General features: G+C 59.7%; 17 protein-coding genes and 1 tRNA gene. 6 read left to right on the plus strand and 12 right to left on the minus strand.

Annotated features, from left to right (window positions below; genetic code table 11):
* Nucleotides 1–29: 29 nt before the first annotated feature.
* Nucleotides 30–104 (minus strand) — tRNA-Lys (locus tag PspR76_RS17435).
* A 342-nt stretch (nt 105–446) separates the two neighbouring features.
* On the opposite strand from PspR76_RS17435, the gene PspR76_RS17440 reads away from it, so the two are divergent.
* The 3 genes from PspR76_RS17440 (at nt 447) to PspR76_RS17450 (ending at nt 2,180) form a co-directional block, all read left to right on the plus strand.
* The gene (locus PspR76_RS17440; RefSeq protein ID WP_159957224.1) at nt 447–680 is read left to right on the plus strand and encodes a hypothetical protein; all 234 of its coding nucleotides are present in this window, start codon (nt 447–449) and stop codon (nt 678–680) included.
* Nucleotides 681–1,130: 450 nt separating this feature from the next.
* Nucleotides 1,131–1,466, plus strand: a complete 336-nt coding sequence (locus PspR76_RS17445; protein ID WP_159957226.1) for a DUF6124 family protein — start codon at nt 1,131–1,133, stop codon at nt 1,464–1,466.
* A 210-nt stretch (nt 1,467–1,676) separates the two neighbouring features.
* Nucleotides 1,677–2,180 carry a signal peptidase II gene (locus tag PspR76_RS17450; protein ID WP_159957228.1) on the plus strand — a complete coding sequence of 168 codons (504 nt, stop codon included), beginning with the start codon at nt 1,677–1,679 and terminating at the stop codon, nt 2,178–2,180.
* 135 nt (nt 2,181–2,315) lie between these two features.
* On the opposite strand, the gene glsB is transcribed toward PspR76_RS17450, so the two are convergent.
* Nucleotides 2,316–3,224: a glutaminase B gene (gene glsB / locus PspR76_RS17455; protein WP_159961500.1), complete on the minus strand. Its 909-nt coding sequence runs from the start codon at nt 3,222–3,224 to the stop codon at nt 2,316–2,318.
* Nucleotides 3,225–3,280: 56 nt separating this feature from the next.
* A complete protein-coding gene (locus PspR76_RS17460) occupies nt 3,281–3,625 on the minus strand; it encodes a hypothetical protein (RefSeq protein WP_159957230.1) in 345 nt (114 codons plus the stop codon).
* Nucleotides 3,626–3,716: 91 nt separating this feature from the next.
* Between PspR76_RS17460 and PspR76_RS17465 the strand changes: the two genes are divergently transcribed.
* Nucleotides 3,717–4,064, plus strand: coding sequence for a hypothetical protein (locus PspR76_RS17465; protein ID WP_159957232.1), 348 nt, complete (start codon nt 3,717–3,719; stop codon nt 4,062–4,064).
* A 1,020-nt stretch (nt 4,065–5,084) separates the two neighbouring features.
* Here PspR76_RS17465 and PspR76_RS17475 read toward each other — a convergent pair.
* Entirely contained in the window at nt 5,085–5,714 is a 630-nt protein-coding gene (locus PspR76_RS17475; RefSeq protein ID WP_159957236.1) for a ribonuclease T2 family protein, read from the minus strand.
* 37 nt (nt 5,715–5,751) lie between these two features.
* Nucleotides 5,752–6,732, minus strand: coding sequence for a Gfo/Idh/MocA family protein (locus tag PspR76_RS17480; protein WP_159957238.1), 981 nt, complete (start codon nt 6,730–6,732; stop codon nt 5,752–5,754).
* Between the two features lie 127 nt (nt 6,733–6,859).
* On the opposite strand from PspR76_RS17480, the gene PspR76_RS17485 reads away from it, so the two are divergent.
* Nucleotides 6,860–7,222 (plus strand): NUDIX hydrolase, encoded by a 363-nt coding sequence (locus tag PspR76_RS17485; protein WP_145164559.1) that lies wholly within the window; start codon nt 6,860–6,862, stop codon nt 7,220–7,222.
* On the opposite strand, the gene PspR76_RS17490 is transcribed toward PspR76_RS17485, so the two are convergent.
* The 4 genes from PspR76_RS17490 to PspR76_RS17505 all read right to left on the minus strand — a co-directional run bounded on the left by PspR76_RS17490 (nt 7,208) and on the right by PspR76_RS17505 (nt 9,083).
* Entirely contained in the window at nt 7,208–7,921 is a 714-nt protein-coding gene (locus PspR76_RS17490; protein ID WP_159957240.1) for a transporter substrate-binding domain-containing protein, read from the minus strand. The genes PspR76_RS17485 and PspR76_RS17490 overlap by 15 nt on opposite strands.
* On the minus strand, nt 7,914–8,072 hold the full coding sequence (locus PspR76_RS17495) for a hypothetical protein (RefSeq protein WP_237235676.1): 159 nt from the start codon (nt 8,070–8,072) through the stop codon (nt 7,914–7,916). Before PspR76_RS17495 ends, PspR76_RS17490 begins: the two co-directional genes overlap by 8 nt.
* A 343-nt stretch (nt 8,073–8,415) precedes the next feature.
* Complete coding sequence (locus PspR76_RS17500; RefSeq protein ID WP_159957242.1) at nt 8,416–8,706, minus strand: hypothetical protein; 291 nt, start codon at nt 8,704–8,706, stop codon at nt 8,416–8,418.
* A gap of 32 nt (nt 8,707–8,738) precedes the next feature.
* A complete protein-coding gene (locus PspR76_RS17505; protein ID WP_159957244.1) occupies nt 8,739–9,083 on the minus strand; it encodes a hypothetical protein in 345 nt (114 codons plus the stop codon).
* Between the two features lie 425 nt (nt 9,084–9,508).
* Between PspR76_RS17505 and PspR76_RS31295 the strand changes: the two genes are divergently transcribed.
* Entirely contained in the window at nt 9,509–9,850 is a 342-nt protein-coding gene (locus PspR76_RS31295; protein ID WP_237235677.1) for a DUF6124 family protein, read from the plus strand.
* A gap of 794 nt (nt 9,851–10,644) precedes the next feature.
* Here PspR76_RS31295 and PspR76_RS17515 read toward each other — a convergent pair.
* Genes PspR76_RS17515 through PspR76_RS17525 form a run of 3 tightly spaced genes read right to left on the minus strand, consistent with a single transcriptional unit; the run spans nt 10,645 to nt 12,142 of the window.
* Nucleotides 10,645–11,139, minus strand: coding sequence for a periplasmic heavy metal sensor (locus PspR76_RS17515; RefSeq protein WP_159957246.1), 495 nt, complete (start codon nt 11,137–11,139; stop codon nt 10,645–10,647).
* Complete coding sequence (locus tag PspR76_RS17520) at nt 11,136–11,567, minus strand: hypothetical protein (RefSeq protein ID WP_159957248.1); 432 nt, start codon at nt 11,565–11,567, stop codon at nt 11,136–11,138. The genes PspR76_RS17515 and PspR76_RS17520 overlap by 4 nt, the downstream gene beginning before the upstream one ends.
* Nucleotides 11,564–12,142 (minus strand): RNA polymerase sigma factor, encoded by a 579-nt coding sequence (locus PspR76_RS17525; protein WP_159957250.1) that lies wholly within the window; start codon nt 12,140–12,142, stop codon nt 11,564–11,566. Before PspR76_RS17525 ends, PspR76_RS17520 begins: the two co-directional genes overlap by 4 nt.
* Nucleotides 12,143–12,163: the final 21 nt, after the last annotated feature.

A 12,163-nucleotide genomic window follows, 5' to 3' on the forward strand; every position in this document is an offset into this window, starting at 1 on the left:
GAGAGATGTCCAGATTGGTGTATGTGCGATGGGTCCGGAGGCTGGATTCGAACCAGCGCCCACCCGGTTAAGAGCCGAGTGTTCTACCGCTGAACTACTCCGGAACAGAACGCGCATTGTCGAGCAACGCCTGAAGAATGTGAAGGGCCACGCGCTTCATTCAGTTTTAACTGAAGACAAAGTGCTTTTTTCCTAACTGCTCCATCGAATCTATTTCTGACTGACTCCAGATCTCGTTATTGCAGGGGATACAGCAGCTCTAAACAGGCATCAGTGTGCCCTGGTATAGCTTGCTGGACAGGTTGAACATCAGTTGACGGCCCAAACAGTCTAAAAAACTGTCAATTCTCACAGGTTGCGGAACCAGCAAAATCCGTTAGCTTAGCCAGTCGAGCGCTCAATCATCGATTGGCTTACCCATTCACCATGTGCGAAAGGATTCGTCCATGACGTTCCACTACACCTCAAACCGCAACACTTCGCCTATCAAACCCAATAGACGCAACCGTTTGGGCATCACCGCCCGCCTGCCCCGCTGGGCGTTCGCGGTGCTGATCGCGCTCTGCGGCATCGGTGTACTCCAAGACCGCATTCGCCGTGTGCGGCCGGCGCACGCGCTATTGCTGGGCGTCGGCGTGCTTATGCTGTTGGGGGTGGGCTGGATGCGGTGGTGTGTATAAGGGTTTCAAGACCCGCTCAAAGATCGTTCCCACGCTCTGCGTGGGAATGCCGCCCCGGACGCTCTGCGTCTGCTCTTGAGGTCGTGACGCGGAGCGTCACCGGATGCGTTCCCACGCAGAGCATGGGAACGATCATAGTGCGCAGGCTTTGCGGCTCTCGGAAGTTTCCGACAAGGGTTTCAGGTTGTGGCTCGGAAAAGGGCTGACTAACCTCTCGTCGTCGCTGCCAATTCAGCGGCCGGATTTGACCGTCCGCCCTCCCAAGTGCATCTGTGCCATATCGATCAGGCGTTTTTGCTACGCCTGTTGTATCGTGTCGCGGCAGCTGTACGCGGGATACCTTCGGGTATGCCGGGCTCCTTGGGACCGGTCGGTCAACCCGCGTATAGCTGCCACCCTAATTCGTTTGACCGCGAACCGTGGCAGCTCCATTTCCCTTGGAGTTTCACCATGATTAAAGACAGCCCAAATCCCCCAAGCCATCCAGACTTCGACATCAGCACCCTGCACGAAGTGGCCTACCGCGCGATCAACCACTACCTCAACCCCGGCAAACCCATCCCCGAACCCAGCGATGGCCTCTTCACCGTGCGCGCCGACCTGGGCACCGAAACCTTGCTGGTCAATGCCTCCCAGGACCTGGCGTCCATCTGCGACATCGCCAACCATATGGCCTTTGAAATCGACGGTTCCCAGCGCAACGTCGCGCTGGGCATCTGCCGGATGCTCGAAGGTGTGCAACTGCTGGTGGACAAGGCACTGAACGTGGCCCACCCGACTGCATAAAGATCGTTCCCACGCTCTGCGTGGGAACGCCGCCCCGGACGCTCTGCGTCCGCCGGACTCAAGGCCTGCGCAACGTGACGCGGAGCGTCACTGGATGCATGCCCACGCAGAGCGTGGGAACGATCAGCCTGGAGGCCGTAGATGGACGCGATACAGCGCCTGAGCTATCTTCGGGCGCTCTATAGAAAGCCCGAAACAGGAAGTTACCGCTTGAGCACGTCGCCCCTACTGCGAGGCCGCACCTTCGCCCTCCTCGCTGGCCTCGCCTTTATCGCCGTGGACCAACTCGTCAAACTGCTGGCCCTGGTTTCACTGCACGCCAACAGCTTCAAAATCGGCTCTAACCCGATCAACCTGGCGCTGGAACTGAGCTTGAACCCAGGCGCTTTCCTCAGCCTGGGCGCCGCGTTGCCGCCGCAGGTCAAACAACTCATCTTTATCGTCGGCGTGGCCATCGTGGTGGCGTGGGCGATGGGCTGGTCGCTCGCCAACTGGAGCCAGCCATTGCGCAAGGTGTTGCCGCTTTACGCGATTGCCTTGGGCGGTATCGCCAACTTGATCGACCGTGTTTTCCGCGACGGGCATGTGGTGGATTACATGGTGCTGAACGTGGGGCCGACGCATACCGGCGTGTTTAATATTGCTGATATCGCAATTACTGCCGGGGCGTTGTTCTTGATGTTCGATCTGTTCGTGAAGCCGAGCAAAGCCTAAGATCGTTCCCACGCTCTGCGTGGGAATGCCGCCCCGGACGCTCTGCGTCCGCCGGCCTTAAGGCCTGCGCAACGTGACGCGGAGCGTCACCGGATGCGGTCCCACGCAGAGCGTGGGAACGATCAACGTTCGCCCTTAAAACACCGACCAGCCAATGCGCTCACTCAACAACTCCAACGCCTTGATCCCCGCCAGCGAGTTCCCTGCCGCGTTCAGCTCCGGCGACCACACGCACACGGTAAATTGCCCCGGCACCACCGCGACGATCCCGCCGCCGACTCCGCTCTTGCCTGGCAAGCCCACGCGATAGGCGAAATTCCCCGCCTCGTCATACAGCCCGCTGGTGGCCATGATCGAGTTGACTTGCTTGGTTTGGCGCGCGGTGAGGATTTGCTCGCCGCTGTGGGCGCTGGTGCCTTGGTTGGCGAGGAAGCTGAAGGCCTTGGCCAAGTCCAGGCAGCTCATTTGCAGCGCGCAGTAGTTGAAGTAGCTGTGCAGCACCGCGTCGACGTCGTTGTGGAAGTTGCCGAAGGCTTTCATCAGGTAAGCCATGGCCGCGTTGCGCGCGCCATGTTGGGCTTCGGACTCGGCGACGACGCTGTTGACCAGGATCTGCGGGTTACCCGACAGGCGCCGCACGAAGTCGCGCATCGACAGGATCGGCACGGCAAAGCGCGATTGGTTGATGTCGCAGATCACCAGCGCGCCGGCGTTGATGAACGGGTTGCGCGGGCGGCCGCGTTCGAATTCCAGCTGCACCATGGAGTTGAACGGTTGCCCCGACGGCTCATGGCCGAGGCGTTCCCAGATGGTTTCGCCGCCGTGGTCGATGGCCTGCACCAGGCTGAACACCTTGGAAATGCTCTGCACCGAAAACAGCGTGTCGGCATCACCGGCGCAATAGGCCGCGCCGTCGTTGCCGTACACAGCGATGCCGAGTTGGTTGGCGGGCACATCCGCCAGCGCGGGGATGTAGTCGGCGACTTTGCCGAGGCCGATCAGTGGACGAACTTCGTCGAGGATCGACTCGAGCAACGCCTGCATGTCTTGTCCGGTCATTGTTTCTTTGAATCAGTGATAAGCGGGGCGCGGAGGATACTTCAATGCGCCCGAAAGCCCCAGACTATCTCCACCACTCGCTCGGCAATCACCAGGTAAATCAGGATCAGCAACAGTTGCAATGCCAGGTGATACCGCAGCTTGGCCAGCCGGCGAATGCCGTCGCTGACGTTGAGCAGCGTCAACACCGTCGACAGGATGATCAAACCCCAGCCCGCCACGCTGGAGGCGAACACGCCGATAAACAGTTCACGCTGCCCGAGCAAGGTATTGGTCCCCGCCGCAAACAGCAGCGCGCACACCAGCAGGTTTTTCACGTTGTCGAAAATCTGCGTGCTCAGGTCGTTTTCCAGCAGGGCGACATAGCGTTTCCATAAGGTGTGCATGGGTCACTTCCGGGTAGGGATCGCTCGTCAATCAAAGTAGTCCAATAGCTCATACCCTGCACCGCTGCGCTTACTCCACGAGGACTTTTGCATGAAATTGATGATTGGCTTGGCCGCTCTGTTGCTGGTATCGGCCTGCTCGACCCACTCACCCGTCGCTGCGCCGGCACAGGACTCCGCTGCCTCCACCTGCCTGGCGGGCGGTGGCACGATGAAGCAGGTCGGCAAGTTGCAGAGCTGGAACTGCATCACGCCGTACAAGGACGCGGGCAAGGCGTGCACCGATTCAAGCCAGTGTGAGGGCGAGTGCCAGACCAGCGTAACCACGCAATCGGGTAACGGCCCTGTGGCGGGCACCTGCCAGGTGGACAACAGCCACTTCGGCTGCTCGGCGACGGTAGAGAAAGGCAAGCTGGGCAGGGCGATTTGCGTGGACTAAAGGGCACCACTTAAACACTGTGGGAGCTGGCTTGCCTGCGATGAGGCCGTGTCAGTTGGCATCACGGTGGCTGACCCACCGCTATCGCAGGCAAGCCAGCTCCCACATTGGAGATCGGCTCATCAGGCACCGTGGGCCGGTTGGTTTACGCGAACTAATGGGCACCACCTAAACACTGTGGGAGCGGGCTTGCTCGCGAAGGCGGAGTGTCAGTCAGCGGATGTGTAGCTGACCCACCGCATTCGCGAGCAAGCCCGCTCCCACATTTTTTACCGCGTGCACTACAGAAATGCGCCACATCGCAGATCTGCTCATCAAGCACGGCGAGCCGGTTTGTACGCGCGAACTAAAGGGCACCACGAAATCCTGTGGGAGCTGGCTTGCCTGCGATGAGGCCGTGTCAGTTGGCATCACGGTGGCTGACCCACCGCTATCGCAGGCAAGCCAGCTCCCACCTTGGAGATCGGCTCATCAGGCACCGTGGGCCGGTTGGTTTACGCGAACTAATGGGCACCACCTAAACACTGTGGGAGCGGGCTTGCTCGCGAAGGCGGAGTGTCAGTCAGCGGATGTGTAGCTGACCCACCGCATTCGCGAGCAAGCCCGCTCCCACATTTTTTACCGCGTGCACTACAGAAATGCGCCACATCGCAGATCTGCTCATCAAGCACGGCGAGCCGGTTTGTACGCGCGAACTAAAGGGCACCACGAAATCCTGTGGGAGCTGGCTTGCCTGCGATGAGGCCGTGTCAGTTGGCATCACTGTGGCTGACCCACCGCTATCGCAGGCAAGCCAGCTCCCACAGGGTGTTTGCGGTGCATTTTAGAAGTGCGCCACGTCGGACACCTGCTCATCCAGCACATCCCGCGCCAAGGCCCACGCCTGGTCTTTGGATTCCACCACCAGCAGCGGATAGCCCCAGGCCTTGCCGAACATCGCGGCGAAGGGTCTGAGGGCCAGCCGCCGGCGTGTCGAATTCGACGGCGCCTGCGGCCATAGCCTTGCACGCAGGCAACTGATCAGCGCTGCACCGGAATGCGGATATCGCCGCCCTTGCACTGGGTTTTCACACTTCGCGGGCAACCGGCAAAGCGCAATTCCTTGCTCAGGCACACGCGCACTTCGGACAACACCTTGCCCTTGCAGATCACCGCCAAGCCGTGGTCGCCCATGGCCGGGTTGCTCTCTCGAAACAGCTGCTCGATGTCGCGTGCCTGCATGTAGTTCGGCACATTGAACGGCTGCAATTGCTTGGGAATCTGCACCGCCGCCAAGGCCGTATCCGTCGCTTCCAGATAATGCGAAGCGTCCAGCCCGCTGCACGTGCCGTGCTTGGTCCATTCATGCTTGAGCAACGCGCGCGTCGGGAAGATCAACGCGCCCTTGGCCAACTCATCCGCCGACAGTCGCGATTGTGTATCGCATGACGACGGCCAGCCACCTTTGGCGTACTGCGGCCACAGCCCATGCAGCACAAACCCGTAGCCTTTGCCTGTGCACTGCTCGTTGCCGGGGTTGGTCAGGCAAAACGTCGGTGACCACGACAACGACAGCACATAAAAATCAAACTCCCCCGGCGTGCCTTGGCTGCGCGGGGCCGCCATGACAGGCGCGGTCAGCAACAGCCACACCACCATCCAGTATTTCATTTTGCCTATTCCTTGAGAAAAAGCAGGTATACCGCGATTACCCCGGCAAATTGGGGTTGCGTTGTAACACCTTGTCCAGCACCCGATCAGTCTTCAACGCCTCCAGGGCCAGCGAAGGGTGCTCGGCTTCGCCACGGATATGCGCGTTCATGGCCAGTACATGGTGCCACTGGATGTGTTCATGGTGCGGTACTTCCAGCACTTCGTTGACGTCGCCCTCAAGGCGCAACGGCTGGTTCTCGAACACCGCAAAGGTGATGCGACCGCGGCTGCCGATCAGCTCGACGCGGTCTTCGCGGCAGTGCGCAACGAAGTTCCAGCAACCCATGCCCAATGCGCCGGAGCCGAAGGTCCAGCACGCCGTCACCGCATCTTCCGCCGCATACTGCCCGGCCTGACGTGCCGTAAACCCGGTGACCTCGACAATATCGCCGGCCAGGTACTGGAACAGATCAAACCCATGGCTGGCCAAGTCGGCAAAGTAGCCGCCACCGGCGATGGCCGGGTCGGTGCGCCAGTTCTCGGGGCTGGCATCGGCGGCGCTCGGCGGCTTGCTGAAGGTCCAGATCACTTGGCGCAAGTCACCGATGCGTCCGTCGTGCAGCCACTCCCGCACTTTTTGGAAGCGCGGCAAGGAGCGCCGGTAGTAAGACACAAACAAATGCAGCCCGGCGCGCTCGAAGGTGCGCTGCATCAACGCGCTCTGTTCGGCATTCAACGACATGGGTTTTTCGACGCAGCAATGCTTGCCGGCTGCGGCCACCATCAGGCTGTATTCGAGGTGGCTGTCGGGCGGTGTGGCGATGTACACCGCGTCCACTTCGGGGTCGTCGATCAGTGCCTGGGCGTCGGTGTAGAACCGCGCGATGCCATGGCGTGCCGCATAATCGCGCACCGCTTCCTCGCGGCGCCCCATCACGGCAACCAGGGCCGAACCTGGCGCTTTGTAGAAAGCGGGTCCACTCTTCAGTTCAGTGACATTGCCACAGCCGATCATGCCCCAACGTACGGTAGTCATCTGTTGTCCTCGTCCGTTTTCATCAATCGGTCAGTATCCACATCCCCAACCGTGTGCGCCATAAGCACTTAGCATGACAATTGCATTACACTTTTATGACACTCATCTCGCTGCGGGGGCACACACGATGAAAATAAGGGCCACGGTCATTTGCGAACACGAGGGGCATATCCTCTTCGTGCGCAAGGCCAGATCAAAATGGGCGTTGCCCGGCGGCAAGGTCGAGCGGGATGAACGCCCGGTCGGCGCGGCCGAGCGCGAGCTGGAAGAAGAAACCGGGCTGAACGTGGACGGCTTGCTGTATCTGCAGGAATTGAAGGCTCGCGACACCGTGCACCATGTGTTCGAAGCTTCAGTGGTGAACATCGCCGACGCGCGGCCGTGCAACGAGATCGTCGATTGCCGCTGGCACGCCTATGGCGCCCTGGACGAACTGGACACCACCGACGCCACGCGACACATCGTCAAATCCTTCCTACGTCGCCTGTAATTCCGCGCTCTGCCCGCTGTCCAGCAAACCTCGCTTCACCAAACCGTTAGCTTTCTGCCGTTCGACAAAGGATTTGACGAACGCGGCAGCGGCTGCACGCGCCACCGGCACCGCCATCGCTTGGCGGATCGTCATGAAGTCGTCATCCACCAGCCGCCATTGGTCAGAAACCCTGGTTTGCAAGAAATCCCGCACACCCGCCGCCGCGTCCAGGCCTTGCTCGATACACCAGTCCACCGCTGCCGCTGAAGTAGGCGCGCGCACCAACTCGGCATGTTGCACGGTGCGGCTCAAGTACAGGTCATAGGCCGCGCCCTGGCCGACGGCGATACGCTTGCCCGGTGCATCCACTTGCGCGACGTGTGTCAGCGGCGAATCAGCCGGCACCAGGTACGTGCCCTTGATCGCGACATAAGGCGCGCTGAAGGCGATTTGCTGTTCGCGCACCGGCTCAATGGCCAGGAACGCCACGCGCCATGCGTCATCAGCCAAGGCGGCAAACACCTTGCCGGCGGCCTCAAAAGTGATCAGTTCCAGGCCGACGCCCAACTCCTCGGCCAATGCCCGAGCCAATGCCACCGACACGCCTTGGGGCTCGCCCCCCACGCCGCGTTGCGCCAACACCGGGTTACCTAAGTTGATCGCGGCGCGCAGCACGCCATTGGGGGCCAGTTGTTGCAGAACTTGCGGTTCAATCATTGAGCGCTCCTTGTCGGGTCCGTTGCACGGTCTTGCGGATCACAAACGGCAACACGCCGCCGTGCTCAAGGTAACCAAGCTCTTGCAGCGAGTCGAGGCGCAAGGCCAACGCGCTGCTGCTGACACGTCCGTCGGCACGCGCGATCTGCAAGGTGATCGGGCTGATACGGACCAGCAGCCTCTCCAGCCCTGCAATGATCGAACGCTCGGATTTGATCGCAGTGCTGCCCCGGTCAGTGGCGCATATCTATGAGAAACACGCGGCCGTCAGGATGATCGAACCGCCAGTGGAGATACCGCCGTATAGACTGAAGCATCATTGGCATGCGCGGGACCAGAAAGATCCGCGGCATGTGTGATTGTGGAAGGAGGTGGTGGGGATATTTGGGGGGAATGATGATCCATTCCTGCTAGGGAACAGATCACCACGTATCCGAGTGCAGTAGTGTCTACGCATCACCGATCAAAACTTAAGAACTCTCAACCCAAGCACATCAATAACTAACAACCTGAGCCACGGCTTGCAGTAAAATTGAGCACGCAGCGAAGAGCGCACCTAACGAGTTCCATTTAGATTGAGCAGAAAAAGTTGCAGACATATCCCACCCATCCAAACTTACCGATGCATAGTTCGGTTCCTCTCCTTTCTTTCTGGCTTTTCGCAGTCTATCTTCCACCGCCTTTTCATGGTCTACCTTTACAAAACCAGCATAGAACCAGCTTGCGGCAGAACACAAGCCAATTAAAATCGAAGCAAGTGTCAATGTTAAGCCCAGGTTAAGCATGCTCACCTCCGTTTCACTCTAGGGCTAAAATTTTAATCTTTCTTCAACACCTCAGAGTTTGAGACTTCAATACCGCTTGCGACAGCCATGAGTCGATTCAAAGCACGAACCGATCCAGCTAGGCCTGAGGATATTTGCGCTTTATCCTTCGCGACCCCTTGGGCTGCAACTAGCTCTATAAGCTCTGCAATATCTTTAATATTCATACGAACATCAAAGTCGTACTCGCCATCACCGTCTGGAGATGTTTTTTTAAGCGTTAATGAAAATACCAACGGTTTCTTATCTTTCACCTCGACTGAGGAAACGTGAGGTTTTCTACTGCGGATGCTTGTCCATCCAGCCTTTCTATTAGAACCTTGGCGCCCAATTTCCATATTTTTCTCCTATTCCATTTTTTGGTCTTTAAATATGTCACAAAGCCATTATCGTAGACCAGCCCGATAACTAATGTATTTATCGCTGCGCTACGATTGCGCATGCGTCCCGACATTTCCCTTTCCCTCGCAGGACGTTTCCGAGAAAATCCCAACCGCTTGCGCCTCTCAAATCAGCTAGCTAGTCTTCGCCGGTCACTGCCAATTCAGTGACCGGGTTTAGCAGCCCGCCGATGACTAGGCGCAAAGCGCCACCTTTTGCAGGGCGCTTTTTTTCGGCCCGATGCTTTATGGTGGCCGTGCGCAGGGCACCTTCGGGTGCGCCGGGTCCTAGTCTCCGGTTCTGCTAACCTGCGCTCGGCCGCCACCCTTCAATCGTTTAGCAGTGATGGTGACGGCCTCTAACCGACTAGAGGTGCTTCACGATGGATAAAATTATTCCCGATCCGCCTTTCAATCGCTTTGACCCTTCTGCTGACCATGCACAAAAATACGCCGCGTATAAGCGTGCGCTGGATCACTATCTCTCCCCTGCTCCATCGCCCGATTCTGTAGAACCAATGCTGTTCGCTGTTGATGCTGAAACCAGCTTTGAAAGTGCGTTGGTGCATACCAGCAGTTTGTTGCGCTGTGCGGCGGCCACGGCGCAGGAGGCCGGTGATCGATTGGAGGGGACTTCGCAGGCGCTGGTGATTTCGGTGCTGCATCTGGTGGATATGGCGAGGGCGATGGTGGATCGTGCGGTGGAGTGTGTGCAGCCACGCTGAGTAGCCCTTGTGGCGAGCAGGCTTGTCCTGCGTTGGGCTGCGTAGCGGCCCCAATAAGGTCAACTCAATTTGTCAGGTGCACCGAGGCGGCTGGTTTTGGGGCTGCTTCGCAGCCCAACGCGGGGCGAGCCCGCTCGCCACAAAAGGGGTGGTTCGGCCAATGTATTTAGTGGCTGACACACCGCTTTCGCGGGCAAGCCCGCTCCCACACTTGGATCTCCTTGTATTAGGGAGATCACAGTTTGCCGTCTAAAAAATCGCTTTTGCTCTAACCACTCAGGTCGGCTGTCAGGCCGCCGTGCTTTGCTTTTGATCTGCTTTTGATTTTGATCTCGGGCGCCCCGTTAACCACGCTGGCCGCACGCGGGTTTGAATCCGTGGGTAACCCGGCAGGACGCCGGGTTAGCCGCGATGGGCCAGGGATGGCCCATGGCGGCGGCCCACGGATTCAAGCCTGCGTGCGGGCACACCGAAGCGTGAGCGAGGTGCCGAGTGGTGGGGCGAGGACCTTTTGCTTACTTTTCGGTCCTTCGAAAAGTGAGCCGCCGTAAGGGCGGAACCATTAGCCGCCGTTGCCGCAGGAATGGATATGTACTCGGTCCCAAAAAGGTGACCGATACTAAGGATTTAGTGCCCACACTAACGCCTTCGCGGCCTCGCTAAAGCTCGACGGCTCCCACAGTGGATCTGCATGGGCTCGAAAGCTAAACCACCACTTCCTTCTATCAAAAGCCTGTTTCTTTTTAGCAGCCGGCATATGCAACTCTCGAGGGTGATCGTGAGTGCATAACAGCTCAAGAGCGCGGTTTATTCCCTGCGACCTGGGGAAGTTTCTCGCGGCTTTTGGCCTGCCCACGCTGGTACAACGCCTCGACCAGTTTCTGCCGTTCATCCTGGGGCAAATTGCTCGCGAACTGCGCCAGTGTCGTATCCACCAACGCCCGCAGTGCCACGTCGGCCTCGCGCGCCTTGGCCAGTTCCGTCACCAGCACTGCGCGGTCCAGGGTCGGCGCTTCGAGCTGTTTGATCACGCCCAGGCGCGCTTCGCGGCCGGCCATGATCAGCGGTTGGCTGTCGGCACGGTTCTGGCGCAGCAACTGGCGCAATTCCTTGCGGCGCTCAGCCGGCAACTTGATCATCGCCTGGCGCAAGCCGTGCTGGTTGACCACCGCTTCGGCAGGTTTGGCCGCCGCCATAAAGTGGTAGAGGCCACCGCCTACACCGCCGATCAAAAACACGTTGAGCAACACCGAGACGAGCAACCACGGTTTAAGGGATTTTGCGGTCATTGCTCAGTTTCCTCGGCGTTGACGGTGAAGACGACGTCGGCATCGCCCTGATCGAAGACGCTGGGCAGCACGTCGGATGACAGCATCGGCAGCGGCACGCTCAGCGACGCCACCAGCACCCCGGCGGCGATGCCGGCAAGGCCCGCGCCGACCAGCCCGGCCGGTGACAGCCAGTTGGCGTAGCGCGACCAGAACGACTCACGGCGCGGTGCAGCGTCGCGAATCTGCCGCGCCAGCGCCGGGTCGGCGAATGCCAGTTGGTGGCTGTCCAGCTGCGCATCCAGCCAACTGACCTCGCGCAACGCCGCATGGGCGCTGGCGTTACCACTGTCGAGCAGCGCCTGGGCGGGCGCCCGCTCGGCGATGGGCCAGCGATGCAGGCTGGCCCCGTAGGCGTCAGCCAAGTGCGCAAATCGTTCAGGTGTCATGGTTTTCCCCTTCCTGGGCGGGCGTGCCCGGGTGTGTCGGCAAGTTGACTGCGCAACTGGCGTCGGGCCCGCGACAGCAGGCTCTCCAGTGCCTCGACGCTGATGTTCATCAGGGCCGCGGCGTCGATGTTCGACAGCTCCTGGTAGTACTGCAACACAATGGCTTCGCGCTGGCGCTCGGGCAAGGTCGCCAACGCGGCGGCCATCCTTGCACTGCGGTCGGCCGTTTCCAACTGTTCATCAAGGGCCGGCGCGTTGTCGGCCAGTTCCAGCACCTCGTCCTCGTTCAACGGGCGCTCCTTGCGCCGACGCAACCGGTCGTGGCACAGGTTGAGTGCCACGCGGTGCAGCCAGGTGTCGAAACGCGCTTCGCCAGGCCGCCAGTTGGCCGCCTGGCGCCAGATGCGCAGGAAACTTTCCTGGGCCACGTCCTTGGCCTCGTCGGCATCCCCGAGGATCCGACTGGCGAGCGCGAGCAAACGCGGGAGCTTGCGCGTCACCATTTCGTTGACGGCGGCGGGCTCGTTGTTGCTGATACGTGCCAGTAGCTCAACGTCCGGATCAGTGTCTTTCAATCGGGTAGTTCTCAATGCACT

The sequence above is a fragment of the Pseudomonas sp. R76 genome, assembly GCF_009834565.1.
GTDB lineage: Bacteria > Pseudomonadota > Gammaproteobacteria > Pseudomonadales > Pseudomonadaceae > Aquipseudomonas.